This window comes from Enterobacter cloacae complex sp. P40C2, assembly GCF_014930695.1.
Classification (GTDB): domain Bacteria; phylum Pseudomonadota; class Gammaproteobacteria; order Enterobacterales; family Enterobacteriaceae; genus Enterobacter; species Enterobacter pasteurii.
On the sequence record NZ_JADBRP010000014.1, the window covers coordinates 55,126 to 80,812 of the forward strand.

The 25,687-nt window shown below is 58.0% G+C and carries 24 protein-coding genes; 4 read left to right on the forward strand and 20 right to left on the reverse strand.

The annotated features are described in order from the left end of the window. Positions 1-9 precede the first annotated feature (9 nt). The 11 genes from sseB to trmJ form a co-directional block, all read right to left on the reverse strand. Positions 10-786, reverse strand: a complete 777-nt coding sequence (sseB, locus tag IM304_RS19710) for an enhanced serine sensitivity protein SseB (RefSeq protein ID WP_148420653.1) — start codon at positions 784-786, stop codon at positions 10-12. Between the two features lie 112 nt (positions 787-898). Beyond that, entirely contained in the window at positions 899-2,185 is a 1,287-nt protein-coding gene (pepB, locus tag IM304_RS19715) for an aminopeptidase PepB (protein WP_193355486.1), read from the reverse strand. A 53-nt stretch (positions 2,186-2,238) separates the two neighbouring features. Beyond that, entirely contained in the window at positions 2,239-2,439 is a 201-nt protein-coding gene (gene iscX / locus IM304_RS19720; RefSeq protein ID WP_003860650.1) for a Fe-S cluster assembly protein IscX, read from the reverse strand. Between the two features lies 1 nt (position 2,440). Next, entirely contained in the window at positions 2,441-2,776 is a 336-nt protein-coding gene (gene fdx / locus IM304_RS19725) for an ISC system 2Fe-2S type ferredoxin (RefSeq protein WP_061709977.1), read from the reverse strand. A 1-nt stretch (position 2,777) separates the two neighbouring features. Beyond that, a complete protein-coding gene (gene hscA / locus IM304_RS19730; protein WP_193355485.1) occupies positions 2,778-4,628 on the reverse strand; it encodes a Fe-S protein assembly chaperone HscA in 1,851 nt (616 codons plus the stop codon). Between the two features lie 14 nt (positions 4,629-4,642). Further along, positions 4,643-5,158 (reverse strand): co-chaperone HscB, encoded by a 516-nt coding sequence (gene hscB, locus IM304_RS19735; RefSeq protein WP_148420650.1) that lies wholly within the window; start codon positions 5,156-5,158, stop codon positions 4,643-4,645. 76 nt (positions 5,159-5,234) lie between these two features. Then, positions 5,235-5,558 carry an iron-sulfur cluster assembly protein IscA gene (gene iscA, locus IM304_RS19740; RefSeq protein WP_003860659.1) on the reverse strand — a complete coding sequence of 108 codons (324 nt, stop codon included), beginning with the start codon at positions 5,556-5,558 and terminating at the stop codon, positions 5,235-5,237. 13 nt (positions 5,559-5,571) lie between these two features. Then, on the reverse strand, positions 5,572-5,958 hold the full coding sequence (gene iscU, locus IM304_RS19745) for a Fe-S cluster assembly scaffold IscU (RefSeq protein ID WP_003860661.1): 387 nt from the start codon (positions 5,956-5,958) through the stop codon (positions 5,572-5,574). 24 nt (positions 5,959-5,982) lie between these two features. Further along, positions 5,983-7,197, reverse strand: a complete 1,215-nt coding sequence (gene iscS, locus IM304_RS19750) for a cysteine desulfurase (protein WP_003860663.1) — start codon at positions 7,195-7,197, stop codon at positions 5,983-5,985. Between the two features lie 117 nt (positions 7,198-7,314). Beyond that, on the reverse strand, positions 7,315-7,806 hold the full coding sequence (gene iscR, locus IM304_RS19755) for a Fe-S cluster assembly transcriptional regulator IscR (protein WP_022649018.1): 492 nt from the start codon (positions 7,804-7,806) through the stop codon (positions 7,315-7,317). A gap of 208 nt (positions 7,807-8,014) precedes the next feature. Beyond that, positions 8,015-8,740, reverse strand: a complete 726-nt coding sequence (gene trmJ / locus IM304_RS19760; RefSeq protein WP_193355484.1) for a tRNA (cytosine(32)/uridine(32)-2'-O)-methyltransferase TrmJ — start codon at positions 8,738-8,740, stop codon at positions 8,015-8,017. Positions 8,741-8,872: 132 nt separating this feature from the next. Here trmJ and suhB point away from each other — a divergent pair, with 132 nt between their 5' ends. Then, positions 8,873-9,676: an inositol-1-monophosphatase gene (gene suhB, locus IM304_RS19765; RefSeq protein ID WP_028014077.1), complete on the forward strand. Its 804-nt coding sequence runs from the start codon at positions 8,873-8,875 to the stop codon at positions 9,674-9,676. A gap of 4 nt (positions 9,677-9,680) precedes the next feature. Here the strand turns inward: suhB and IM304_RS19770 are convergent, their stop codons facing one another. Both IM304_RS19770 and IM304_RS19775 read right to left on the reverse strand, forming a co-directional pair. Continuing rightward, positions 9,681-10,673 carry a nickel/cobalt transporter gene (locus IM304_RS19770; protein WP_148420648.1) on the reverse strand — a complete coding sequence of 331 codons (993 nt, stop codon included), beginning with the start codon at positions 10,671-10,673 and terminating at the stop codon, positions 9,681-9,683. Then, positions 10,664-11,302 carry a DUF1007 family protein gene (locus IM304_RS19775; RefSeq protein ID WP_176609739.1) on the reverse strand — a complete coding sequence of 213 codons (639 nt, stop codon included), beginning with the start codon at positions 11,300-11,302 and terminating at the stop codon, positions 10,664-10,666. The genes IM304_RS19770 and IM304_RS19775 overlap by 10 nt, the downstream gene beginning before the upstream one ends. A 125-nt stretch (positions 11,303-11,427) precedes the next feature. Here IM304_RS19775 and csiE point away from each other — a divergent pair, with 125 nt between their 5' ends. Further along, positions 11,428-12,705, forward strand: coding sequence for a stationary phase inducible protein CsiE (csiE, locus tag IM304_RS19780; RefSeq protein WP_193355483.1), 1,278 nt, complete (start codon positions 11,428-11,430; stop codon positions 12,703-12,705). On the opposite strand, the gene IM304_RS19785 is transcribed toward csiE, so the two are convergent. Next, complete coding sequence (locus IM304_RS19785; RefSeq protein ID WP_193355482.1) at positions 12,706-13,845, reverse strand: 3-phenylpropionate MFS transporter; 1,140 nt, start codon at positions 13,843-13,845, stop codon at positions 12,706-12,708. 172 nt (positions 13,846-14,017) lie between these two features. On the opposite strand from IM304_RS19785, the gene IM304_RS19790 reads away from it, so the two are divergent. Then, the gene (locus tag IM304_RS19790; RefSeq protein ID WP_176609736.1) at positions 14,018-14,440 is read left to right on the forward strand and encodes a DoxX family protein; all 423 of its coding nucleotides are present in this window, start codon (positions 14,018-14,020) and stop codon (positions 14,438-14,440) included. 54 nt (positions 14,441-14,494) lie between these two features. Here the strand turns inward: IM304_RS19790 and glyA are convergent, their stop codons facing one another. Next, positions 14,495-15,748, reverse strand: a complete 1,254-nt coding sequence (gene glyA, locus IM304_RS19795; RefSeq protein WP_193355481.1) for a serine hydroxymethyltransferase — start codon at positions 15,746-15,748, stop codon at positions 14,495-14,497. A 303-nt stretch (positions 15,749-16,051) separates the two neighbouring features. On the opposite strand from glyA, the gene hmpA reads away from it, so the two are divergent. Next, positions 16,052-17,242 carry an NO-inducible flavohemoprotein gene (gene hmpA, locus IM304_RS19800; protein WP_193355480.1) on the forward strand — a complete coding sequence of 397 codons (1,191 nt, stop codon included), beginning with the start codon at positions 16,052-16,054 and terminating at the stop codon, positions 17,240-17,242. 73 nt (positions 17,243-17,315) lie between these two features. Here the strand turns inward: hmpA and glnB are convergent, their stop codons facing one another. The 5 genes from glnB to purL all read right to left on the reverse strand — a co-directional run bounded on the left by glnB (position 17,316) and on the right by purL (position 25,667). Continuing rightward, positions 17,316-17,654 carry a nitrogen regulatory protein P-II gene (glnB, locus tag IM304_RS19805; RefSeq protein WP_003860685.1) on the reverse strand — a complete coding sequence of 113 codons (339 nt, stop codon included), beginning with the start codon at positions 17,652-17,654 and terminating at the stop codon, positions 17,316-17,318. An 80-nt stretch (positions 17,655-17,734) separates the two neighbouring features. Next, entirely contained in the window at positions 17,735-19,072 is a 1,338-nt protein-coding gene (gene glrR, locus IM304_RS19810) for a two-component system response regulator GlrR (RefSeq protein ID WP_148420642.1), read from the reverse strand. After that, positions 19,059-19,820, reverse strand: a complete 762-nt coding sequence (qseG, locus tag IM304_RS19815) for a two-component system QseEF-associated lipoprotein QseG (protein WP_193355479.1) — start codon at positions 19,818-19,820, stop codon at positions 19,059-19,061. Before qseG ends, glrR begins: the two co-directional genes overlap by 14 nt. Beyond that, entirely contained in the window at positions 19,817-21,250 is a 1,434-nt protein-coding gene (qseE, locus tag IM304_RS19820; protein WP_193355515.1) for a two component system sensor histidine kinase QseE/GlrK, read from the reverse strand. Before qseE ends, qseG begins: the two co-directional genes overlap by 4 nt. A gap of 529 nt (positions 21,251-21,779) precedes the next feature. Beyond that, complete coding sequence (gene purL, locus IM304_RS19825; protein WP_193355478.1) at positions 21,780-25,667, reverse strand: phosphoribosylformylglycinamidine synthase; 3,888 nt, start codon at positions 25,665-25,667, stop codon at positions 21,780-21,782. Positions 25,668-25,687: the final 20 nt, after the last annotated feature.

Genomic DNA, 25,687 nt, shown 5'->3' on the forward strand with positions numbered 1-25,687 from the left:
CCGCTGTAATCAGATAATGCGGTTGGTTTTGAGATCGCGGAGGAAGCCACCCCAGCGACGCTCGTAGAACGGAGTAATGTGCTCGGTAATAAAGTGGCTGATGCCCTTCTCGCCTTTCTTGACCTGACAGATATCAATGGGCTCATCGCCCGGCAGCGTGTCGGTAGCAACGCTTCCCGCCGCCTGAATGATGTCGTCGATATCCCCGTCCGCTTCAATACCAATCAGCAGCACCGGCTGTTCGTCAGCCTGCTCTTTGATGGAGCAGAGAAACGCGCGCTTTACCGGCTTGATGGTTTTAAACAGCGTGGTCAGGGAGTCAATCATCTGCGCGGGCGGTTCGGCCACTTCAGAGAGCAGCAGCGTTTCGCCCCCTTCCAGCACCTCCTGGGTGCTGAGCGGGTTACCCTCTTCGCCAATCAGATGGCTGATTTCGCGCGGGGTGAACTCTTTTCCTGTCGGCAGCTTCGCGTTGAGGAACAGCGTCTGCCCCAGCGTCATTTCGAACAGCGTGCGCACCGGCATCACCACGAACGCCTGTTCCTCTTCGACCGCTTCCTGTAACGCTTCCAGCGAGGTAAAGAACGGGATCACCGAAGTGCCGTCGTCCTTCTCCCAGTGGAGCAGATCCAGCGCGCTGTCTTCGACAACCTGCTCGCCTTCCGCCGCCGTGCCCGGCACCCAGACGGTGGATTCCAGCAGCGTGCGGAAAAATGCCGGACGGTGGGCAGGCTCGGTAGCCGCCTGCTCCAGCAGAGTTTCTAATTCATTTTTGGTTTCGGACATAACAGTTCCAGATAATGCATTTTCCCCTCACCCTAACCCTCTCCCCAAAGGGGAGAGGGAATTTGAACACCCTCTCCCCTGTGGGGAGAGGGCCGGGGTGAGGGGCCAATAATTACTCAGCCGTCAGCAGGTTCGCCACGGTACGCACGCCCAGACCGGTCGCGCCCGCGGACCACTGCTCAACCGCCGCCTTACGGTACGTTGCGGAGCAGTCGATGTGCAGCCAGCCTTCCTGATAGTTCTCGACGAAGTGGGACAGGAAGCCTGCTGCGGTGCTTGCCCCCGCCGGGTACGCCGCGCTTGCGGTGTTGTTCAGCTCGGCAAAGTTAGACGGCAGCTGGCTGCGGTGGAACTCGGCCAGCGGCAGGCGCCAGAACGGCTCGTTTTCCGCCGCGGCGCTTGCCAGCAGGCGAGCGGCCAGCCTGTCGTCGAAGCTGAACAGCGCATGGTAGTCGTTACCCAGGGCAGTCTTCGCCGCACCGGTCAGGGTTGCCATGTCGATAATGAGCTCCGGCTTCTGGGCTGACGCGTCGATCAGGCCATCGGCCAGAACCAGGCGGCCTTCGGCGTCGGTGTTCATCACTTCGACGTTTTTACCGTTGCGGTAGCGAATGATGTCGCCCAGCTTGAAGGCGTTACCGCTTACCATGTTGTCCGCGCAGCACAGGTACAGCTTCACGCGCTTTTTAAGACCGCGGGTGATGGCGAACGCCAGCGCGCCGGTAATCGTTGCCGCGCCACCCATGTCGGACTTCATGGAGTCCATGAACGCGCTCTGCTTCAGGCTGTAGCCGCCGGTGTCGAAGGTGATGCCTTTACCGACCAGGCAGGCAAATACCGGCGCGGCTTTATCGCCGGTTGGGTTGTAGTCCAGCGCCAGCAGCACAGGAGGACGCTCAGAACCGCGGCCCACGGTGTGGATGCCCATATAGTTCTGCTCGCGCAGATCTTCACCTTTGGTGATGCGGTAGGACATGCTGTCGCCCGCCACGCCGGACAGCAGGTCAACGGCGCGCTGCGCCAGCTGCTCCGGGCCTAACTCTTCCGCCGGGGCGTTGATGGTATCGCGCACCCAGTCGATGATTTGCAGGCGGCTTTCAAGCTCTTTCTGCCCGGCTTCGTCGAGGCTGGCCCACTCAACTTTGCGGGTTCCTTTCGGGCCTTTGTAACCGGCCCAGAACGCCCAGCTGCGGTCGGTGTCCCAGCCTTCACCTTCCAGAGACACATGCTTAATGCCCAGGCCGTCAATTTTACGCGCGGCGCGCTGGATCAGCCCTAAATCATCTTTGCCGGTAAGGTGCAGGGTAATACCGTCGTTATTGATGCTCCAGGTGGCTTTCTCGCCCCAGCGCGCGTCGGCTGGCTGCGTGGTGAGCGTAATCTTCATCGCTTCGGTCATTTTATTTATCCTTATTAGCAAACGGGCCGCCAGAAGGCAGCCCGTTAAGTGATTTACTCTGCTTCATCTAACCAGACTAACAGAATCGCCTCCAGAATTTTTTCATTGGATGCGTTTGGATCGTCGTCAAAATCTTCCAGATCGCAGATCCACTGATGCATATCGGTGAATCGCACGGTCTTCGGATCGAGATCCGGGTTCGCGTCGTACAGCGCTTCGCCGATCTCGCGGCTGTCGGTCCACTTCAGTCCCATATCAATGCTCGCGTGCGTGGTTGATAGTATAGCGTGGGAACTCCACGACCAGATCTTCATCGGTCACCGCGGCCTGGCAGCTTAAGCGGCTGTCCGGCTCCAGACCCCATGCTTTATCCAGCATGTCGTCTTCATCTTCGGTGCTCTCGGCGAGCGAGTCGAAACCTTCACGCACGATGCAGTGGCACGTTGTGCAGGCACAGGATTTTTCACAGGCGTGTTCCACTTCGATACCGTTACGCAGGGCAACGTCGAGAATGGTTTCACCGGTCTTCGCTTCCAGAACAGCGCCATCCGGACAGAGGTCCGCATGAGGCAAAATAACAATCTTTGGCATATTAAACCTCGTCCACGGACTGGCCTTTCAGCGCGACGCGGACAGATTTGTCCATGCGGCGAGCAGCGAAGTCCTGGGTTTGTTTATCAACGTTTTTAATGGCTTCTTCTATTGCGTCAGCGTCATTGCCTTCTGCTACTGCGCTTAAGCGCGCGGCAGCCTCGTCAATCACCTGGCGCTCGGCGGCGCTTAACAGCGCGGCATCGGCAGCGAGCGCGCCGTTCAGGCTTTCCAGCACGCGTGCGGCTTCAACTTTTTGTTCGGCCAGCATACGCGCCTTCACATCCTGCTCGGCGTAGCTCATTGAGTCCTGAATCATGGAGGCGATTTCGCCATCGGTCAGGCCGTAGGACGGCTTCACCTGAATGGACGATTCGACGCCGGTGGATTTTTCCATCGCCGTCACGCTCAGCAGACCGTCCGCATCCACCTGGAAGGTGACGCGAATATGCGCCCCGCCCGCGGGCAGCGCCGGGATGCCGCGCAGCGCGAAGCGCGCCAGGGAGCGGCAGTCCTGCACCAGCTCGCGTTCGCCCTGCATCACGTGAATGGACATCGCGGTCTGGCCGTCTTTGAAGGTGGTGAACTCCTGCGCGCGCGCCACCGGAATGGTCGTGTTGCGCGGGATAACCTTCTCCACCAGGCCGCCCATGGTTTCTAAACCAAGCGACAGCGGGATGACGTCCAGCAACAGCATTTCGCTGTCCGGCTTGTTGCCCACCAGAATATCGGCCTGGATGGCCGCGCCTACGGCAACGACTTTATCCGGGTCGATGGAGGTCAGCGGCGTGCGGCCAAAGAATTCGCCCACGCGTTCGCGCACCAGCGGCACGCGCGTTGAGCCACCCACCATGACCACTTCCAGCACCTCGCTGGCTTCAACGCCCGCATCCTTCAATGCGCGACGGCAGGCCATCAGCGTGCGTTTCACCAGCGGGGCAATAAGTTCATCGAACCGGGCGCGGGTGATGTCACCCTGCCAGCCCGCGACGTTAATGCTGACGGACTGCGCATCGCTCAGCGCGATTTTTGCCTCAACGGCAGCGTCCAGCAGCTCACGCTGTACGCGGGCATCGCTGCGATCGCTGATGCCCGCCTGCTCGCGGATGTAATCGGCCAGCAGATGGTCGAAGTCATCGCCGCCAAGCGCGGAGTCCCCGCCGGTCGCCAGCACTTCGAACACGCCGCGGCTCAGGCGCAGAATGGAGATATCAAAGGTGCCTCCGCCGAGGTCGTAAACTGCAATCACCCCTTCCTGACCGGAGTCGAGACCGTAGGCAATCGCCGCCGCCGTCGGTTCGTTCAGCAGGCGCAGCACGTGCAGGCCCGCCAGACGCGCGGCGTCTTTGGTGCCCTGACGCTGTGCGTCGTCAAAATAGGCCGGAACGGTGATCACAACCCCGTCCAGATCGCCGCCGAGCGTCGCCGTAGCGCGCGCCGCCAGCGCCTTGAGAATATCCGCGGAAACGCGAATCGGGTTCAGCAGACCGGCAGCCGTGGCAATCATCGGCAGGCCGTTTTCACTGGCCTGCAGCTGATACGGCAGATGCGGGTAACGGGTCTGGATATCGGCCAGCGAGCGGCCCATCATGCGCTTAACAGAGCTGATGGTGTTCGCCGGATCGCGAGAGGCGTTAGCGCGGGCATCAAACCCAACCGCGTGCCCCTGCTGCTGGTAGTGGACCACGGAAGGCAGCAGATGGCGGCCCTGCTCGTCAGCCAGCGTTTCCGCCTGGCCGCTGCGCACGGTCGCCACGAGGGAATTGGTGGTGCCGAGATCAATACCTACCGCCAGACGACGCTGGTGCGGTGCGGCACTTAAACCGGGCTCACTAATTTGTAATAAGGCCATAATTGCTTCCGAAATTAAAAATCGAGCAGCTTTTCTTCGAGTTGTTCAGCACTGCTTCGCAGTTTATCGAGAAAACGGAGTTTGCGCACAGTGTCTGCCGCCACGTCCCAGGTCTCGTTGTTCAGTTGCTCCACCATCTGCTGATGGCGGGTATCAAACATGCCCTTCACGCGCGCGATGAAGCTTTCCAGACGCGCCTCGTCTTTGGCCTGTTCAATCTCATCCAGCTCTTCGCGAAGCTCCAGCTGTTCCATCAGAAACGCGGTATCGCGCACGGTATGCTGTTCGCTCGCCAGATCAAAACCGTGGAGTGAGAGCAGATATTCGGCACGCGCCAGCGGATGGCGCAGCGTCTGCCAGGCCTGGTTGATGGTCGCAGAGTGCGACACCGCGGCCAGCTGCTCTGCCTGCGTCCCGCTGGCGAATTTATCCGGATGGTACTGACGCTGCAGATCCTGAAAACGGACCGTCAGCGCCTGCAGATCGATCGGGTATTGAGCGGGTAGTCCGAAGAGAGTGAAGTAATCCATAACAATCTCAGGGGTAGCCTGTTAGAACAAACCCCACGCGCAGCAAAGCCACGGTGGGGTTTCGGATGACGCGCGGTTAAACGTGGAAGCTTTCGCCGCAACCACACTCGTCTTTGACGTTCGGGTTCGTAAATTTGAACCCTTCGTTCAGGCCTTCCTTTACGAAGTCCAGCTGAGTGCCGTTGAGGAATTGCAGGCTTTTGCCATCGACCACCACCTTCACGCCCTTGTCTTCAAACACGGTGTCATCAGACGCCGGCTCGTCAACAAACTCCAGTACGTAAGCCATACCAGAACAGCCGGAGGTACGTACGCCCAGTCGCAGGCCAAAGCCTTTACCACGGTTCGCCAGAAAAGAGCTTACTCGCGCGGCAGCGCTGTCGCTAAGGGTAATCGACATACTCAAACCTCAATTATTTTGCTTCACGTTTGCTTTTGTAATCCGCAATGGCGGCTTTGATCGCGTCTTCTGCCAGGATAGAACAGTGAATTTTCACCGGCGGCAGTTCGAGTTCTTCAGCAATATCCGTGTTCTTAATTGCCTGTGCTTCGTCCAGAGACTTGCCCTTCACCCACTCGGTGACCAGGGAGCTGGAGGCGATAGCGGAACCGCAGCCGTAGGTCTTGAAGCGCGCGTCTTCAATGATACCTTCATTGTTGACTTTAATCTGCAACTTCATCACGTCGCCACACGCCGGTGCGCCAACCATACCGCTACCGACAGATTCGTCGCTGTTGTCAAAAGAGCCAACGTTGCGCGGGTTCTCGTAATGATCGATAACTTTTTCGCTGTATGCCATGATTGAATTCTCCTTATGTACCGATTAGTGATGTGACCATTCAATGCTGTTCAGATCCACGCCCTGCTTGAACATTTCCCACAGCGGAGAAAGGTCGCGCAGACGGCCGATGGAGTTACGAACCAGCTTGATGGTGTAGTCAATCTCTTCTTCGGTAGTGAAACGACCTAAAGAGAAACGGATGGAGCTGTGTGCCAGCTCGTCAGTCATACCCAGCGCGCGCAGCACGTAGGATGGCTCCAGGCTTGCGGACGTACAGGCAGAACCGGAAGAAACGGCCAGGTCCTTCAGCGCCATGATCAGCGATTCGCCTTCAACATAGTTGAAGCTGACGTTGAGAATGTTTGGTGCGCCCTGCTCGAGATCGCCGTTCAGATAGACTTCTTCCATATCCTTCACGCCGTCCCACAGACGGTTACGCAGCGTGCGCAGGCGTGCCATCTCGGTTTCCATCTCTTCTTTCGCAATGCGATACGCTTCGCCCATGCCCACGATCTGGTGAACAGGCAGCGTGCCGGAACGCATGCCGCGCTCGTGACCGCCGCCGTGCATCTGTGCTTCGATGCGGATACGCGGCTTACGACGAACGTACAGCGCGCCGATGCCTTTCGGGCCATAGATTTTGTGGCCGGAGAAGGACATCAGATCCACCTTCAGCTGGCTCAGGTCGATTGGCAGTTTGCCCACGCTCTGAGTCGCGTCCACGTGGTAGATGATACCGCGGGCGCGGCACATTTCGCCGATGGTCGCAATGTCCTGTACCACGCCGATTTCGTTGTTAACGTGCATGATAGAAACCAGAATGGTGTCATCACGCATCGCCGCTTCGAGTTCTTTCAGGTCGATAATCCCGTTGCTCTGTGGCGCCAGGTAAGTCACTTCGAACCCTTCACGCTCCAGCTGACGGCAGGTGTCCAGCACGGCTTTGTGTTCGGTTTTGCTGGTGATGATGTGCTTGCCTTTTTTCTGATAAAAGTTGGCTGCACCTTTAATCGCCAGGTTGTCGGATTCGGTCGCACCGGAGGTGAAAACAATTTCACGCGGGTCGGCGCCCACCAGGTCAGCAATCTGATTACGGGCGATATCAACCGCCTCTTCAGCATGCCAGCCAAAACGGTGTGAACGGGAAGCTGGGTTACCAAAGTTTCCGTCCAGGGTCAGACACTGCATCATTTTCTCGGCAACACGCGGGTCCACCGGCGTGGTTGCGGAGTAGTCGAGATAAATCGGTAATTTCATTGCTCTATAAACTCCGTACATCGCTTCAATGCAAGGAATCAGGCAACCGGCTGGATGTACGACCGAGTACGCGGGGTGTGACCACCCCGGCCTGATTCAGAATACTTATCTTTTTAGTTACGCGCGCAGCTTAACGTCGATGGCGTCCTGCGAACGGGTGCTGCGTTGTGAATCCTGACTGTGCTGACGACCAGAGACATCCAGAACTTCCTGATTATTTACCAGCTCACCCAGGGTGATGTTGTTCAGGAAGCCGGTCAGACGGTCGCTCAGATCGCGCCACAGCGCGTGGGTCAGGCATTTATCGCCGCCCTGGCAGCCGCCTTTACCCTGGCAACGGGTCGCGTCAACGGATTCGTCAACCGCGCTAATGACTTCGCCAACCGCAATACTGCCCGCGTCTTTACCCAGCAGATAACCGCCGCCCGGGCCACGAACGCTGGACACCAGTCCATTTTTACGCAGTCTGGAGAACAGCTGTTCCAGGTAAGAGAGGGAGATCCCCTGTCGTTCAGAAATATCAGCCAACGGAACCGGGCCCGCTTCGGAGTTGAGCGCAACGTCCAGCATCGCGGTCACGGCATAACGCCCTTTAGATGTCAGTCTCATGTCTTACTTAACCTCAAACTCGCCCCTGCCCGGGGTTTTTTATTGTAAAATGGGGGTATTGCATAGCAGGGCCAAGTCTGACATTCCTGACTAAATTGGTCAACTATTTACTTGACTGTTTTAGTCAGGTATTTAACCTTCTGTGCCTTCATAACAAAGGTGCGGCCTAATGCCCTCTCCCACAGGGAGAGAGAGAAAACACGCTGCACTACTCTTTATGCTTCTGCTCAATCGACGCCAGGATCCCGCGCAGGATATTCAGCTCCTGGCTTTCCGGGCGGGCGCGGGTGAACATTCGGCGCAGCTTGTTCATGACCTGGCCCGGATGACCTTCACGGATAAAGCCGGTAGAGAGCAGCGTCTGCTCCAGGTGGCCGTAGAAGCGCTCAAGGTCGTCCACCAGCGGGTAGGCCGTCTCCTCTTTCGGTTCTACCGGTTTCTCCTGCGTCGCCAGCCACGCCATACGCACTTCGTAGGCAATGACCTGTACCGCCATCGCCAGGTTCAGCGAGCTGTATTCCGGGTTCGCGGCAATCGCGACGTGGTAGTGGCACTTCTGTAGTTCGTCATTGGTCAGGCCAACGCGCTCGCGACCAAACACCAGCGCCACCGGCGCCTGTTCGGCCTCTGAGACGCTTTTCAGGCCGCATTCGCGCGGATCCAGCATCGGCCACGGCAGCGTGCGGGAGCGCGCGCTGGTGCCCACCACCAGGCTGCAACCGGCCAGGGCTTCATCCAGGGTGTCCACGATTTGCGCATTGCCGATCACGTCGCTGGCACCGGCCGCCAGAGCAATAGCCTGAGAGTCTGGCTTCACCAGAGGATTAACCAGCCACAGGTTTGTTAAGCCCATGGTTTTCATAGCGCGGGCCACGGAGCCCATGTTGCCGGTGTGCGATGTTTCGACCAGCACGATTCGAATGTTTTGCAGCATAATTTTTAGATGTCTGGATTCAGTGTCTGAAGAATATTCGGGCATATTATCATAAACGAGAGACATAATCCGATCCCGCTGCTATACTCTGCGCCGATTTTCCTGTTCTTTAACATCCAGTGAGAGAGACCGATGCATCCGATGCTGACCATCGCCGTGCGCGCAGCGCGCAAGGCGGGTAACGTAATTGCCAAACACTACGAAACCCCAGACTCCGTAGAAACCAGCCAGAAAGGCAGCAATGATTTCGTGACTAACGTCGATAAAGCCGCAGAAGCGATTATTATCGAAACGATCCGCAAATCTTACCCGCAGCACACCATCATCACCGAAGAAAGCGGTGAACATGAAGGTACCGATCAGGATGTTCAATGGGTTATCGATCCGCTGGATGGCACCACCAACTTCGTTAAACGCCTGCCGCACTTCTCCGTATCTATTGCCGTACGCATCAAAGGCCGTACTGAAGTCGCCGTTGTGTACGATCCAATGCGTAACGAACTGTTCACCGCTACCCGCGGTCAGGGCGCTCAGCTGAACGGCTACCGTCTGCGCTGCAGCAACGCGCGCGATCTGGACGGCACCATTCTGGCGACCGGCTTCCCGTTCAAGGCGAAGCAGCACGCGACCACCTATATGAATATCCTGGGCAAACTGTTCACTGAATGCGCGGACTTCCGCCGCACCGGCTCTGCTGCACTGGATCTGGCCTACGTTGCGACCGGTCGCGTTGACGGTTACTTCGAGCTGTCGCTGAAGCCGTGGGACTTTGCGGCGGGCGAGCTGATCGCGCGTGAAGCGGGCGCCATCGTGTGCGACTTTACCGGCGGCCACAACTACATGACCACCGGCAACATCGTTGCAGGTAACCCACGCGTTGTTAAAGCCATGCTGGCCAACATGCGTGACGAACTGAGCGACGCGCTGAAGCGCTAGTCCCTCACCCCAGCCCTCTCCCAAACGGGGAGAGGGTGTTAAACGGCACCGCGCTCATCCACATCGTCACCGCCGCTCCCAGCAGAATCACGCCCCCCGCCAGCGCAAGCGTTGCCCACCCTATCTGTCGCCACAGCACCGGCGTCTTGCTGCCGCTGAGTTTTACCGCCAGCTGACGGAAGCTGTGCACCAGCAAAGCCAAAGACGAAATGGTGACGGACGTTCCTGCCGCCATCGCCAGCGCCGAGAGCATGCCCCAGCCGAATACGCCAATCACCTTGCTGAACAGCAGCACCACGATTGCCCCCGAGCACGGGCGCATCCCCATAGAGAGCACGATAGCCAGGCGCGCGCGCCAGTCGTCACCGCTCTGCAACTGTTCCTGCGTCGGCAGATGCTGATGCCCGCAACCGCAGCTGTCATCGTGAACGTGATGCGGCGTAAAGGCTTTAAATTTCGGCTTTTGCAGCAGCGCGCGCAGCTTTTTCAACGCCCGCCAGCAGAGGAGCAGCCCGAGCACGCCCACCAGCGCGTAACTGCCCTTCTCCAGCCAGAAGCTGCTCATGTGCAGCTGTCGGGCGGGGAGCTGTAGCAGCAAAAGCACAACCGCCACCAGCGCAATCGCCACGCCGCCCTGAAGCAGCGAAGAGGCCAGCGTGAGGCCAATGCTCGATTTCAGCTTAGACGGGTGAGTGGCAAGCCAGGTGGTGATGACAATTTTGCCGTGCCCCGGCCCCAGCGCGTGCAGCACGCCATAGATAAAGCTGAACGCCAGCAGGGAGCCGCCCGCTTTGGTCGGGTTTTCCGCCACCGCCTTAAGCAGCCCGCTCATCTGCTGGTTAACCTCGCGCTGCCAGAGGATGCTTTTCATCATCACCTGCGGCCAGGCCTGCCATAGCCAGAGCGCGCCGCCCGCGGCTAACAGCAAAAAGAGCGCCAGCGGCCAGAGCTGAAGCCAGCGGCGTGATGTTCTGACGGGAGAAGCGATCACTGACATTGCAACGTCACCTCCTGCGCAAACTGTTTACCTAACTCCATATCCTCAGGGGGAGCATCTTCTTTATCGAGGGAAACGGCAAAATTCAGCGTTTCTTCGCTGGGCGTCGGCGTGCGCAGGGTAATTTTGCAGTTCTTTTGCAGTGCCGCCGGTAGCTGAACGTCGCTGTCCCCGGCGTAGCTCATGTCGACGTAGTACGTGGGATCGAAGGTGGAGAAGGTGTACTTCTGCCCTGCCAGCGGCTGCGGGTGCGCCAGCGGAAGGATAAACGTCAGCACCGCCTGATGGCCGTCGCGGGTCATGCCGTACTCCGTGGGGCGGTTAAGAAATTTGACCTTTTGCCCGTTGTGCCAGAACTCGGTGAAGTAGTGTTGGCCGAGCACGTTGGCCATCACTTCCGCCGCCAGTTTTTTCCAGATCTCATCGCCGGGCTTTGCGTCTCCGGCATCGTACAGCAGATCGGCGGAGGTCATTTCATCCATCGTCCAGCGCATTTTAAGGCCGCTGAGCTGCGTTCCGTCCGTTACCAGTTCCGTTTTCAGGCTGATAAAGCTGTGAGGGTGCGCGCTGGCGGTGAAAGTGAAAACCGCCAAAAATAACGCTACCGCGCTTTGTTTAACTATTTGCATCAATTCCTCACGTCAAAAATTCTGTGATGTTCGCCCGCAATCCTGAGTGAAAGGCCCGCCGGTGCGCTTTTCAGCGCCCATCCTTTAGCTATTCTTATCAAACATTCACACTGGATACCCGACAGATGATGCCGACGCTTGAAATTCCATCTGTGCTTTCCAGTTCGCAGCGCCGCTGCCAGGTGCTTTTGATGCTTTACCTGCCCGACGCTGCCGTCACCGCACAGAGCATAATCGCTGCCAACGGCGTGGATGACGTCGTGGCACGGCAAGATATAGCCGAGACGCGCGATGAAATCCAGCGCTATCACCGGCTTGATATCGTCACGCACCTCGATGGCTGCTACCGAATAGAGGGTACCGCCCTGAACCAGCGCTTGTGCCTGCTGCACTGGCTGCGCAGGGCGCTCCGGCTGTGTCCGCATTTTGTTTCACAACAGTTTACCCCGGCCTTAAAAACCGCGCTTAAACAGCACGGCGTTTCCCGCCCGCTTTATGACGATGCGAATCTTCGGGCGCTTATCAGCTTTTGTTCGCGCAAGCTGCAGCGTCAGTTTGAGCCCCGGGACGTGCAGTTTTTACAGCTCTACCTGCAATACTGTCTGATTCAGCATCATCTGGGCAATACGCCGGAGTTCTCCCCCGCTCAGCGCAGCTGGACGCAGTCCAGAGGGGAGTATTTTACGGCGCAGGACATTGTCCGCCACTGGAAGCGGCGCGTTCCCCAGGGCACGCACAGCGAAGAACAGCTGTTCCTGGCGCTGCTGTTTATGATGCTGCGCACGCCGGACCCGGTGCTTGACAAGCACCAGCAGGACCAGCGTTTGCGCCGCGCCATTGTGCGCATGGTGGCCCGTTTTCGCTCGCAAACCGGCATGAAGTTCAGCGATGAGCAAGGGCTGACCGATCAGCTTTACATCCATCTGGCCCAGGCGCTGGATCGTTCCTTATTTGAAATTGGCATCGACAACAGCCTTCCGGAAGAGGTTCACCGCCTTTATCCCCGGCTACTTCGCACCACCAAAGCGGCGCTGGCCGAGCTGGAAGCCGAGTTTGAGCTGCAATTCTCCGATGAAGAGATGGCGCTCGTGGCGGTAATTTTTGGTGCCTGGCTGATGCAGGAGACCGATCTGCACGAAAAACAGGTGGTGTTATTAACCGGGGAGGATAAATCCTGTGAGGAGGTGATTGAACAGCAGCTGCGCGAGTTAACGCTGCTGCCGCTCAATATTCGCTATCTCAGCCTGGAGGCCTTCAGGAAAGAGGGCGCGCCCCGCGAGGCGGCGCTGGTCATTACGCCTTACCCAACCGCGCTGCCGCTGTTCTCGCCGCCGCTCATTCATGCCGTTGAGACCCTGAACGCGCAGCAGCAGGAACATATTCGGGTTATGCTTGAATCGTAATCAAGTGCGAGCAGTTACTTTTGGGCGGATGACTATCGCCGGTAAAGCGACCAGAGCCATCACCCAGAACACGCCGTGGCCGAGATGCTGATAGAGGAAACCAGCAAAAACGGTCATTATCGCAATGCTGCCGCCCATCGCAACCGCTGAATAAACAGCCTGCAACCGGATGACGTCCCCGCCCTCTCGCGCGGCAATATAGCGCATCGCCGCCAGGTGGCACACGGTGAAAGTGCCGCAGTGCAGGATCTGCGCCACAATCAGCCACGGTAATTCGGTCGTCCAGCCCATAATGCCCCAGCGCGCCACGCCGCATACGGCGGAAAGCAGCAGCAGATCCCGCGCCCCGAAACGGCTGAACAGTTTTTTGCTGAGCGCAAAGATAATCACTTCGGCCACTACGCCAAGGGACCATAAATAGCCGACGGCGGAAGCGGAATACCCCGCGCCCTGCCAGTAGATGGCGCTAAAGCCGTAATACGCCGCATGCGCTCCCTGAAGCAGGCAGACGCAGGCCAGAAAACGCCAGCTTTGCGCCACGAGGCTTCGCCAGGCGGGCCAGCCCGCGCTGTCCTGATGGCGGCTTTCCCCTTGCGGCATCACCGACGGGCGCAGCAGCATCCCCAGCAGCATGGAGGCGATCCCGATGCTCAGCAATGCCAGGATCGCGCGGTAATCATAGAGGCTGACCAGCTTGCCCACCAGCGCAGAGCCGATAACAAAGGCAATCGATCCCCACAGGCGCACGCGGCCATAGTCCATGGTGATCTGCTTTTGCCAGGTGTTCGCCAGCGCATCCGTCAGGGGAACCAGCGGGGAGAAGAACAGGTTAAAGCCAACCATCACCACCATCAGCCAGGCAAACTGGTGGCTGACCCAGAAACACGCCGCAAAGACCAGCGTCAGCAGGGCCAGAATACGCACGGCTTTAATCAACAGAGAGGGATCGCTGACGCGAGGCGCAATCAGCAGGCTACCGAGGAAACGTGCCACCAGCCCCGCGCCCAGCAGGATGCCGATAGTTTCTGGCGTAAGGCCGATTCCTTTGAGCCAGACGCTCCAGAAAGGCAGAAAAATACCGTAGCTAAAGAAATAGGTGAAATAGCTGAGCGCCAGCCAGCGCGTGGAATGCAAGACCATGAATCCCTCCCGAAATGGAGGCGATAGTCTCGCGTTTATCCGGCCCTTTAGCAAGCCGTTAGCGCGCTATAAATTAACGAAAAATTAACATCATCGCCAGCCGGACGGCGTATGGCGGGAGCGGTAAATCTGTATTACGTTTAAAGTACATCGCCTGAAGAGGTTGTTTACCATGAACAGCTTACGTTATTTCGATTTCGGCTCCTCCCGTTCTCTCCTGCTTTTGATTGCCCGTATTGCCATCGTTGTTCTGTTTATTATTTTCGGTTATCCAAAGCTGACGGGCTTTAGCGGCACCGTACAGTATATGGCCTCGCTTGGCGCCCCCATGCCCACGCTGGCGGCCATTATTGCCGTTGTGATGGAGGTTCCTGCCGCGTTCCTGATTGTGCTGGGCTTCTTTACCCGCCCACTCGCGGTACTGTTTGTGTTCTACACGCTGGGCACGGCGATTATTGGCCACCATTACTGGGATATGACCGGGGATGCGGTTGTGCCGAACATGATCAATTTCTACAAGAACGTCAGCATAGCGGGGGCATTTATACTGCTGGCTATCGTGGGTCCGGGGGCACTCTCTCTCGACCGACGTTAGCCCATAAAAAAAGGCCGCGGATGCGGCCTTTTTTATTTCTGCAAAGCAGAGGTATTACGCGTATACCGGGAAGCGTGCGCAGATATCCAGAACTTTACCTTTAACGCGCTCGATAACCGCATCGTCGTTGATGTTGTCCAGAACGTCGCACATCCAGCCCGCCAGCTCTTTCACTTCCGCTTCTTTAAAGCCGCGGCGCGTTACGGCCGGAGAACCGATACGGATACCGGAGGTCACGAACGGGCTCTTCGGATCGTTTGGTACGCTGTTTTTGTTCACGGTGATGTTGGCGCGGCCGAGGGCGGCGTCAGCTTCTTTACCGGTCAGGTTCTTATCAACCAGATCCAGCAGGAACAGGTGGTTTTCAGTACCGCCGGATACCACCTTGTAGCCACGGTTCAGGAACACTTCCACCATCGCCCTGGCGTTTTTGGCAACCTGCTGCTGGTAAACCTTAAACTCAGGCTCCATCGCTTCCTTCAGCGCTACCGCTTTCGCAGCAATAACGTGCATCAGCGGGCCGCCCTGTGCGCTTGGGAACACAGCGGAGTTCAGTTTCTTGTACAGCTCTTCGTCACCGCCTTTCGCCAGGATCAGGCCGCCGCGCGGGCCTGCCAGGGTTTTGTGGGTGGTGGTGGTCACAACGTGAGCGTGTGGAACCGGGTTAGGGTAAACGCCCGCGGCAATCAGACCGGCAACGTGCGCCATGTCAACAAACAGGTATGCGCCGATGCTGTCCGCGATTTCACGCATTTTGGCCCAGTCAACGATACCGGAGTATGCGGAGAAGCCGCCGATGATCATCTTCGGCTTGTGCTCTTTGGCCTGCTTCGCCATGTCTTCGTAGTCAATTTTACCGGACTCATCGATACCGTAAGGAATGATGTTGTACAGTTTGCCGGAGAAGTTAACCGGGGAGCCGTGAGTCAGGTGGCCGCCCTGTGCCAGGTTCATACCCAGAACGGTATCGCCCGGCTGCAGCAGCGCGGTGTATACAGCGAAGTTAGCCTGGGAGCCAGAGTGCGGCTGGACGTTAGCGTAGTCAGCGCCAAAGAGTGCTTTCGCACGGTCAATGGCCAGCTGCTCAACGATATCAACGTATTCGCAACCGCCGTAGTAGCGCTTGCCCGGATAACCTTCAGCATATTTGTTGGTCAGCTGAGAACCCTGCGCCTGCATCACGCGCGGGCTGGTGTAGTTTTCGGAGGCGATCAGTTCGATGTGCTCTTCCTGACGTACTTTTTCCTGCTCCATAGCCTGCCACAGTTCGGCATCATAATCGGCAATGTTCATTTCACGCTTTAACATCCGCATCTCCTGACTCAGCTAACAAGTAAATTTTGGCCTGAAAAGGCAGTCCTGTTGGACAACGGGCAACAGTATAACTGAATCGTTCTGTGATAACAGGTCTTGACAAACGATTTTACGCAAACGTTTTCCTTCGCGCCACGCAAGGGTTTGAGGAATAAAGCGTGCGCTGCGTTGAACGGATTTCTTTTCAGGTTTGTGATGCATATTTTTCACGATGCAAAGAACCATTTACATTGCAGGGTTATTTTTATAAGATGCATCTAAAATACATCATTAAAGTAACATCAGAAGGAAGCTGCTATGCTCGACGCCCAAACCATCGCTACCGTGAAGGCCACTATTCCCCTGCTCGTTGAAACGGGTCCTAAGCTGACCGCCCATTTTTACGATCGCATGTTTACGCATAACCCGGAGCTCAAAGAGATTTTCAACATGAGCAACCAGCGTAACGGCGATCAGCGTGAAGCGCTGTTCAACGCCATTGCCGCCTATGCCAGCAACATCGACAACCTGCCCGCCCTGCTGCCCGCGGTGGAAAAAATCGCGCAGAAGCACACCAGCTTCCAGATCAAACCAGACCAGTACAACATCGTCGGTAGCCACCTGCTCGCCACGCTGGACGAAATGTTCAGCCCGGGCCAGGAGGTGCTTGACGCCTGGGGTAAAGCCTACGGCGTGCTGGCAAACGTCTTCATCAACCGTGAAGCGCAAATCTACAGCGAAAACGCCAGCAAGAACGGCGGCTGGGAAGGCACGCGCGCGTTCCGCATCGTTGAGAAAACGCCGCGCAGCGCGCTTATCACCAGCTTTGAGCTTGAGCCGGTTGACGGTCAGCCGGTTGCCGATTACCAGCCCGGCCAGTACGTGGGCGTGTGGCTGAAGCCGGAAGGTTTCCCGCACCAGGAGATCCGCCAGTACTCCCTGACCCGTAAGCCAAACGGCAAAGGCTATCGCATTGCGGTGAAACGCGAGGACGGTGGCCAGGTCTCAAGCTGGCTGCATAACGTCGCCCGCGTGGGTGATATCGTCCATCTGGCCGCGCCGGCAGGCGACTTCTTTATGGCGGTTGAGGCCACTACCCCGGTGACGCTGATCTCCGCAGGCGTTGGTCAAACCCCGATGCTGGCAATGCTGGATACGCTGGCAAAATCAAACCACAGCGCGCAGGTAAACTGGTTCCACGCGGCAGAGAACGGCGACGTTCACGCCTTTGCGGATGAAGTGAAAGCGCTGGCGGCGGGTCTGCCCCACTTTACCGCCCATACCTGGTATCGTCTGCCGACGGAAGCTGACCGCGCGGCGGCACGTTTTGACAGCGAAGGCCTGATGAATTTAGGCGAGCATGAAGGGACGTTCAGCGCGCCGGAAATGCAGTTCTACGTTTGTGGTCCGGTGGCGTTTATGCAGTATGCCGCGAAGCAGCTGGTTGAGCTGGGCGTAAATAAAGACAACATTCATTACGAATGTTTTGGCCCGCATAAGGTGCTGTAACGCAAAAAGCCCCTCTTTCGAGGGGCTTTTTTTGTCGGGCGTCGGCGCGCCACGCCCGACCAGGAAACGCTGCTTAAATCGCCGCGTCGTCTTCTTCGCCGGTACGGATGCGGATCACGCGCGCCACGTCAAAGACGAAGATTTTCCCGTCGCCAATTTTACCGGTCTGCGCCGTGCGGATAATGGTGTCCACACAGGTATCGACGATATCATCGCTCACCACGATCTCGATTTTCACTTTCGGCAGGAAGTCCACCATGTACTCTGCGCCACGGTATAGCTCGGTGTGGCCCTTCTGACGACCAAAACCTTTCACTTCAGTTACGGTCATCCCGGTGATGCCCACTTCTGCCAGCGCTTCACGTACATCATCCAGTTTGAAAGGTTTAATAATCGCATCAATCTTTTTCATGGTGTGTCCTTAAACTCATGCCTGTAAGCTGCCTCGTAATCGATTGCTCACAGTATCATATTCAGGCGAATTTTGCGGTACTACTCTTTAAAATCGTTCGCTTCCAGCTCGTGGCGCGAGAGTAACTTGTAGAACTCGGTGCGGTTACGCCCGGCCATGCGCGCCGCGTGGGTCACGTTGCCTTTGGTGATTTGCAGCAGCTTGCGCAGATAGTTCAGCTCGAACTGATTTCGCGCTTCCGCAAAAGTCGGTAAGGCCGTGTTTTCCCCTTCCAGCGCCTGCTCCACCAGCGCATCGCCGATCACCGGCGATGAGGTGAGCGCCACGCACTGCTCAATCACGTTAACCAGCTGGCGCACGTTGCCCGGCCAGCTCGCCGTCATCAGGCGCTTCATCGCATCGGTGGAGAACGCGCGCACAAACGGCTTGTGGCGGTCTGCGGCCTGGCGCAAAAGATGGTTTGCCAGCAGCGGGATATCTTCCGCACGCTCGGCCAGCGCCGGGATTTTCAGGTTTACGACATTAAGGCGATAGTAGAGATCTTCACGAAACTCGTTGCGCGCCATCACCTTGGGCAAATCACGGTGGGTGGCGGAAATAATACGCACGTTGATATCGATATCGCGGTTGCTGCCGAGCGGACGCACTTTTCGCTCCTGCAATACGCGCAGCAGCTTGACCTGCAGCGGCGCGGGCATATCGCCAATTTCATCGAGGAACAGCGTGCCGCCCTCAGCCGCCTGGAACAGCCCTTCACGGCTGCTCACCGCGCCGGTAAAGGCGCCGCGGGCATGCCCGAAGAGCTCAGACTCAAGCAGCTGTTCCGGCAGCGCGCCACAGTTAATCGCGATAAAGGCATTTTTACTGCGCGGGCTGGCGTTGTGGATCGCCTGGGCAAGGATCTCTTTCCCGGTCCCGCTCTGGCCGTTAATCAGCACGCTAACGTCTGATTGGGCCACCATCCGCGCCTGTTCCAGCAGGCGCAGCATGGCAGGGCTGCGCGTGACGATGGATTCGCGCCAGGCGTCGTCACCGGACGGCGCCGCGTGCTCAAGCGCGCTGTCGATCGCTTTATAAAGGGCGTCTTTATCCACCGGTTTGGTGAGGAAGCTGAACACCCCCTGCTGGGTCGCGGCAACCGCATCCGGAATCGATCCGTGAGCGGTGAGGATGATGACCGGCATGCCGGGCTGCTGCTTCTGGATCTCCGTGAACAGCTGCAGGCCATCCATTTCATCCATCCGCAGGTCGCTGATCACCAGATCGATTTTCTCGCGGCTGAGCACCTTCAGCCCCTCCTGCCCGCTTTCCGCGGTGACCACGCTGTAGCCTTCGCTGACCAGACGCATCCCCAGCAGCTTTAACAGCCCGGGATCGTCATCCACCAGTAAAAGATGGGCAGGTTTACGGCTCGTCATGCTTCACATCCTCTTGTTTCGGCGTTTCACCGTCTGGCGTCGTGGCAGGGCTGCCTTTCGACCTATCAGGCAGATAACTGCCGGCCGGTTTACGCGTCGAGAGCTGTCTTTCAATATCGGTCAGATTTTCAAGCTTGCGCGTGGTGGTCTCAAGCTGCTCGCGCAGCGATTCCTGCTGCTGGCGAAGCGCATCAAGCTCGCTGTCGCTTGACTGCTGCAGCTTGCTGTAGCGAAAACGCTCTTCTGACAGCTGTAACTGCAGCGTTTGTCCGTCCCGCCAGAGCTGATAAATCGGGCGCACCTGGGGCGGAATGTTGATAACAAAGGTATCCAGCCGCGTGACGTTGGCGCGCCGTTCGACGGGCGTGATTCTGGCATCGGCCATTACGATGCCGCGCTTAAACGCGTCCTGCCAGGTATCGTCCACCAGCATCGCCGCCTGCGCACGCGCTTCGGCTGGCGCCAGCCGCTGGGCGCAGTCGATTCCGCGCAGCCAGAACAGCGGGTTTGATTCGACATCGTGCCCCGATAAATTCCAGATATCATCGCAGCCCGTTGAAAGGAAATCGGCCAGCTGCTTTTGGGGCCACTTATCTTCTTGTTTATGGCTTATCGCACTTTGCGGTGCATGTGAAACACACCCTGCCAGCAGTAAGCAGGGCAGGCTCAGGCGCATATTTTTGCAGGAAAACACCGCGCGCAGTGCGCGGTAAAAGACGTGTGACATACTCACCAGGTTGTTATTCATTTCATTGATTTTTCCGGCTCAAGAGGCAGTTCGATACGAAAACAGACATCGGAGCGTTCGTCACTAACGATATTAAGCTCCCCCTGCATGCGTCGTATGCAGTCGCGGGCAATACTCAGCCCCAGACCACTTCCTTTTACCGCACCTTTTCGTTGATGACTCCCCTGGAAGAAGGGTTCAAATATCATCGTTTTTTCTTCATCCGGAATCGGGCTTCCCGTATTCGCTACGTCAATAAATACCCGCGAACCGTTGCTATTGCTTCTGATATAAATGGTACCGGATTCAGTACCATAGTGCACTGCATTGGAATAGAGATTATCCAGCACGCTCATGAACAGCATCGGCTCTGCCAGGCAGGACGACACGTTGAGTTCCACCTGGGTATGCATCATTTTAGCTCTTGCTGGAAGGCTATGGGCGGAGATGACCATGTCCACTATCGGTTCAATCTCCACGCGCTCAAGCACCACAGCACCATCCGCCAGCTTGCGGTTATAGTCCAGCAGTTGTTCAATAAGTTTTTGTAAATTGCGGCTGCTGGCATCCAGAATCGCGACGATCTCTTTTTGCTCGGGGGTTAACGCCCCCGCCACTTCGTCTGCCAGCAGTTCCGTGCCTTCACGCATACTCGCCAGCGGCGTTTTTAGCTCGTGGGAGATATGGCGCAGAAACTGGTGGCGCTGCGATTCCAGCCACGCCAGGCGCTCTGAAAGCCAGATGATGCGCTGGCCTACCGAACGCAGCTCGCGCGGGCCTTTAAAAATAACCGTATCGCCGAGGGATTTGCCCTCCCCCAGCCGGTTAATCATCCGCTGGATCCCCTTCACGGGGCCGATGATCATACGGGTAAAGAGCAGTACCAGCCCCAGGCTGACCATGAACAGCACCAGGGCCTGCCAGCCGAAGAACTGGCCGCGCTCGGCAATTTCCTGCTGAAGCTGCTGCCCGCGGGAAAAGATAACCGTACGGGTGGACTGAACCATCTCCGTATTGGCATTCGCGAAGGCTTCAAGCCGGGCGGCCGCGGCGGCATCGGGACCACTGTTTTTGCACTGTAGCTGCGCCAGATCGTTTAGATCCTGACGTAGCGCCTGATAGAGTTTGTCATCCGGCAATACCCCCGCATGGGCGTCCAGCATTTCGCTGTAGCGCCTGCGCTGATTCTGGTACACCCTTTCCAGCGTACGGTCGTCCAGCACGCAGTACTGCCGATAGCTCCGCTCCATCTCCAGCGCGGCGTTAGTCATCGCCTCGCTACGGCGGGCATCAATCAGCGTGGTGCGGTTAGTCAGGGCTGCCTGGGCGCTGAGCGCATTGAGGCTTTGCCACGCCTGCCACGCCAGGACCAGCAAAGGCAGCAGGATCAGCAGGAAGGCCATCATAACGAGCTGTCGCAGGGAGCGAGGGAAAGCGGGCCAGCGTTTCAACACATTACTCTCTTCATCCGGGTTTGAGGAGAGCGTAACTGAGTCTGCCCTTCAGATACAACAAAGCCGGGTAAAAACCCGGCTTTGTTGTGGAATAAGGCGGTGCCTAACTCGACGTTTCGCCCTGGCCTGATAAAGCAATGCAATAATCAGTAGTTGGACGGCAGGCACCTTTTTGTGCGTCATTCGAAGTTTATGTAGCACGTCCCGAAGGGGCTGACATAAGAAGGTGAATGAGCCACTGGTTAATATTATGCAACAGCCGTGCCACAATGCAAAAAAATATATTAACTTACTGAATAGCAATACTTTTATGCATTCAGCGCGTTGTATGTCTGCTGAATGATTTCCAGGCTAAGTGTCGCAAATTAACAACACCTTGGCAGCGTCAACTCATTACTTCTATAAAACAACGAGTTATATGTCTCCGTTTGGAGACAGTGGCATTAACGGTTTGTCGCGAATTTGCGACACAAATAAAAAAGCCCGGTGGCGATAACGCCTGCCGGGCCTGGAGGAGCACTACCGATTAACCCAGCTGTTTACGCGCGTTGCGGAAAATACGCATCCACGGGCCGTCCTCGCCCCAGTTTTCCGGGTGCCAGGAGTTGCTCACGGTGCGGAAGACGCGTTCCGGGTGCGGCATCATGATGGTCGCACGGCCGCTTTCGCTGGTCACCGCCGTAATACCGTTAGCGGAACCGTTCGGGTTAGCCGGGTAGGTTTCGGTGACCTTGCCGAAGTTATCGACAAAGCGCAGCGCCACGAGGCCTTTGCTTTCAAGCTGGGCCAGATGCGCCGCGTCGCGCACCTCAACCTGACCTTCACCGTGGGAAACGGCGATTGGCATCCGGGACCCCACCATGCCCTGCAGCAGCAGTGAAGGGCTTTGGGTCACTTCAACCAGGCTGAAGCGCGCTTCGAAGCGGTCGGAGTGGTTACGCACAAAGCGCGGCCACGCTTCACTGCCCGGGATCAGCTCGCGCAGGTTAGACATCATCTGGCAGCCGTTACACACGCCCAGCGCCAGCGTTTGCGGACGGTGGAAGAAGGTTTCGAACTCGTCACGCACGCGGCTGTTGAACAGGATGGACTTCGCCCAGCCCTCACCCGCGCCCAGCACGTCGCCGTAGGAGAATCCGCCGCACGCCACCAGCGCCTGGAAATCATCCAGGCCGGTGCGCCCTGCCAGCAGGTCGCTCATGTGAACGTCGATGGCGTCAAAGCCCGCACGGTGGAAGGCTGCCGCCATCTCAACGTGGGAGTTAACGCCCTGCTCGCGCAGCACGGCCACCTTCGGACGCGCGCCGGTCGCGATGTACGGCGCGGCAACGTCTTCGTTGATGTCGAAGGAGAGCTTCACGTTCAGGCCAGGATCGCTGTCGTTCGCCTTCGCGTTGTGCTCCTGGTCGGCACATTCCGGGTTGTCGCGCAGGCGCTGCATCTGCCAGGTGGTTTCCGCCCACCACATACGCAGCGTGGTGCGGCTTTCGCTGAACACCGCGTGGCCGTCGGCTTCAATGACGAAGCGGTCGCCCTGAACGGCTTTACCCAGATAGTGCACGCAGTCTGCCAGGCCATGCTGCGCCAGCACGGCTTCAACCGCATCGCGATCCGCCGCACGCACCTGAATAACCGCACCCAGCTCTTCGTTAAACAGCGCCGCCAGGCGGTCATCGCCCAGAGAGGCAATGTTCGCCTCCACGCCACAGTGGCCGGTAAAGGCCATCTCCGCCAGGGTAACCAGCAGGCCGCCGTCGGAACGGTCGTGGTAGGCCAGCAGCTTACGCTGAGCCACCAGCGCCTGGATCGCGTCGTAGAAGCCTTTCAGCTGCGCCACGTCGCGCACGTCGGCTGGCTTATCGCCGAGCTGACGGTAAACCTGCGCCAGCGCGGTCGCGCCCAGCGCGTTGTGGCCAAGACCCAGGTCAATCAGCAGCAGGGCGTTGTCGTCGGTCGACAGCTGCGGCGTGATGGTATGACGCACGTCCTCCACGCGCGCAAACGCGGTGATCACCAGCGACAGCGGAGAGGTCATCTCGCGCTGCTCGTTACCTTCCTGCCAGCGGGTTTTCATCGACATAGAGTCTTTACCCACCGGAATGGTCAGGCCGAGCGCAGGACACAGCTCTTCACCTACCGCTTTCACCGCTTCGTACAGGCCAGCATCTTCGCCAGGGTGTCCGGCTGCGGCCATCCAGTTTGCGGAAAGTTTAATGCGTTTGATGTCGCCAATCTGCGTCGCGGCGATGTTAGTCAGCGCTTCACCGACCGCCAGACGGGCAGACGCGGCGAAGTCCAGCAGCGCCACCGGGGTACGTTCGCCCAGCGCCATCGCTTCGCCGTAGTAGCTGTCGAGGCTCGCGGTGGTCACGGCGCAGTTAGCGACCGGGATCTGCCACGGGCCGACCATCTGATCGCGTGACACCATACCGGTGACGGTACGGTCGCCGATGGTCACCAGGAAGGTTTTCTCAGCCACGGCCGGCAGATGCAGTACGCGGTTTACCGCGTCGGCAACGGTGATGTCCTGACGATCCAGCGCTTTGCCCGCCGCCTTACGGGTCTGCACGTCGCGGGTCATCTTCGGCGTTTTGCCCAGCAGCACGTCCAGCGGCAGATCGATAGGCTGGTTGTCGAAGTGGGTGTCGCTTAAGGAGAGATGCTGCTCTTCGGTCGCTTCACCGATGACGGCATACGGCGCGCGCTCGCGGCGGCACAGCTCGTCAAACAGCGGCAGCTGGTCGGCGGCAACCGCCAACACGTAGCGTTCCTGAGATTCGTTACACCAGATTTCCAGCGGGCTCATGCCTGGCTCATCGCTCAGGATGTCGCGCAGGTTGAAACGGCCGCCGCGACCGCCGTCGCTCACCAGCTCCGGCATGGCGTTCGAAAGACCGCCCGCGCCCACGTCATGGATGAAGAGGATCGGGTTAGCGTCGCCGAGCTGCCAGCAGCGGTCGATCACTTCCTGACAGCGACGCTCCATTTCCGGGTTGTCGCGCTGCACGGAGGCGAAATCAAGATCCGCGTCAGACTGGCCGGACGCCATAGAAGACGCCGCACCGCCGCCCAGACCGATGTTCATCGCCGGGCCGCCCAGTACGATCAGCTTCGCGCCAACCACGATCTCGCCTTTCTGCACGTGATCGGCGCGGATGTTGCCGATCCCGCCCGCCAGCATGATCGGTTTGTGGTAGCCGCGCAGCTCTTCGCCGTTGTGGCTGTCCACTTTCTCTTCATAGGTACGGAAGTAACCGTTCAGCGCCGGACGACCAAATTCGTTGTTGAATGCCGCGCCGCCCAGAGGGCCTTCGGTCATGATATCCAGCGCGGTCACGATGCGCTCTGGCTTGCCGAAATCCTCTTCCCACGGCTGCTCAAAGCCCGGGATGCGCAGGTTGGAAACGGAAAAACCGACCAGTCCCGCTTTTGGCTTAGCGCCACGGCCGGTTGCCCCTTCATCACGGATTTCACCGCCGGAACCGGTCGCTGCGCCCGGCCACGGCGAAATTGCCGTCGGGTGGTTATGGGTTTCTACCTTCATCAGGATATGCGCAGGCTCCTGATGGAAGTCATAGCGCCCTGCTTCGCGGTCGGCGAAGAAGCGGCCTACCTCGGAACCTTCCATTACCGCCGCGTTGTCTTTATAGGCAGACAGCACGTGGTCAGGGGTTTGCTCCATGGTGTTTTTGATCATCTTAAACAGCGATTTCGGCTGCTGTTCGCCGTCGATAATCCAGTCGGCGTTGAAGATTTTATGGCGGCAATGCTCTGAGTTGGCCTGCGCGAACATGTACAGTTCAATATCGTTCGGGTTGCGGTTCAGCTTAACGAACGCATCCTGAAGGTAGTCGATTTCATCTTCTGCGAGCGCCAGACCAAGACGCAGGTTCGCGTCGATCAGCGCCTGACGGCCCTGCCCCAGCAGATCCACGCTCTGTACCGGCGCAGGCTGATGGTGGGCGAACAGCTTCTGCGCATCATCCAGAGAGGCAAACACGCTCTCCATCATACGATCGTGCAGCCCGGCCGCCACGGCCTGCCACTGCGCGTCGCTCAGGGTGGACGCTTCAACATAGTACGCCACGCCGCGCTCCAGACGGTTAATCTGGCTCAGACCGCAGTTGTGCGCGATATCGGTGGCTTTGGAAGACCAGGGGGAGATGGTGCCCGGACGCGGCGTGGCAAGGATCAGTTTGCCGGTCGGCGTATGGCTGCTCAGGCTTGGGCCATACTTGAGCAGGCGTTCCAGCTGTACGCGCTCCTCTGCATTCAGGGGGGCATTCAGGTCAGCAAAATGGACATACTCAGCGTAAATATTGCTTACCGGAAGGTCGGCCGCCTGAAAACGTGCCAGCAGTTTGTTAATACGGAAGGCAGACAGTGCAGGCGAACCACGCAGAATTTCCATCATAAGTCTCTCGTCTTCGAAGC

Excerpts from the sequence above, each read along its gene's own strand:
- sseB (WP_148420653.1), bottom strand. The coding sequence starts at position 786 with ATGTCCGAAACCAAAAATGAATTAGAAACTCTGCTGGAGCAGGCGGCT.
- pepB (WP_193355486.1), bottom strand. The coding sequence starts at position 2,185 with ATGACCGAAGCGATGAAGATTACGCTCACCACGCAGCCAGCCGACGCG.
- iscX (WP_003860650.1), bottom strand. The coding sequence starts at position 2,439 with ATGGGACTGAAGTGGACCGACAGCCGCGAGATCGGCGAAGCGCTGTAC.
- fdx (WP_061709977.1), bottom strand. The coding sequence starts at position 2,776 with ATGCCAAAGATTGTTATTTTGCCTCATGCGGACCTCTGTCCGGATGGC.
- hscA (WP_193355485.1), bottom strand. The coding sequence starts at position 4,628 with ATGGCCTTATTACAAATTAGTGAGCCCGGTTTAAGTGCCGCACCGCAC.
- hscB (WP_148420650.1), bottom strand. The coding sequence starts at position 5,158 with ATGGATTACTTCACTCTCTTCGGACTACCCGCTCAATACCCGATCGAT.
- iscA (WP_003860659.1), bottom strand. The coding sequence starts at position 5,558 with ATGTCGATTACCCTTAGCGACAGCGCTGCCGCGCGAGTAAGCTCTTTT.
- iscU (WP_003860661.1), bottom strand. The coding sequence starts at position 5,958 with ATGGCATACAGCGAAAAAGTTATCGATCATTACGAGAACCCGCGCAAC.
- iscS (WP_003860663.1), bottom strand. The coding sequence starts at position 7,197 with ATGAAATTACCGATTTATCTCGACTACTCCGCAACCACGCCGGTGGAC.
- iscR (WP_022649018.1), bottom strand. The coding sequence starts at position 7,806 with ATGAGACTGACATCTAAAGGGCGTTATGCCGTGACCGCGATGCTGGAC.
- trmJ (WP_193355484.1), bottom strand. The coding sequence starts at position 8,740 with ATGCTGCAAAACATTCGAATCGTGCTGGTCGAAACATCGCACACCGGC.
- suhB (WP_028014077.1), top strand. The coding sequence starts at position 8,873 with ATGCATCCGATGCTGACCATCGCCGTGCGCGCAGCGCGCAAGGCGGGT.
- IM304_RS19770 (WP_148420648.1), bottom strand. The coding sequence starts at position 10,673 with ATGTCAGTGATCGCTTCTCCCGTCAGAACATCACGCCGCTGGCTTCAG.
- IM304_RS19775 (WP_176609739.1), bottom strand. The coding sequence starts at position 11,302 with ATGCAAATAGTTAAACAAAGCGCGGTAGCGTTATTTTTGGCGGTTTTC.
- csiE (WP_193355483.1), top strand. The coding sequence starts at position 11,428 with ATGATGCCGACGCTTGAAATTCCATCTGTGCTTTCCAGTTCGCAGCGC.
- IM304_RS19785 (WP_193355482.1), bottom strand. The coding sequence starts at position 13,845 with ATGGTCTTGCATTCCACGCGCTGGCTGGCGCTCAGCTATTTCACCTAT.
- IM304_RS19790 (WP_176609736.1), top strand. The coding sequence starts at position 14,018 with ATGAACAGCTTACGTTATTTCGATTTCGGCTCCTCCCGTTCTCTCCTG.
- glyA (WP_193355481.1), bottom strand. The coding sequence starts at position 15,748 with ATGTTAAAGCGTGAAATGAACATTGCCGATTATGATGCCGAACTGTGG.
- hmpA (WP_193355480.1), top strand. The coding sequence starts at position 16,052 with ATGCTCGACGCCCAAACCATCGCTACCGTGAAGGCCACTATTCCCCTG.
- glnB (WP_003860685.1), bottom strand. The coding sequence starts at position 17,654 with ATGAAAAAGATTGATGCGATTATTAAACCTTTCAAACTGGATGATGTA.
- glrR (WP_148420642.1), bottom strand. The coding sequence starts at position 19,072 with ATGACGAGCCGTAAACCTGCCCATCTTTTACTGGTGGATGACGATCCC.
- qseG (WP_193355479.1), bottom strand. The coding sequence starts at position 19,820 with ATGAATAACAACCTGGTGAGTATGTCACACGTCTTTTACCGCGCACTG.
- purL (WP_193355478.1), bottom strand. The coding sequence starts at position 25,667 with ATGATGGAAATTCTGCGTGGTTCGCCTGCACTGTCTGCCTTCCGTATT.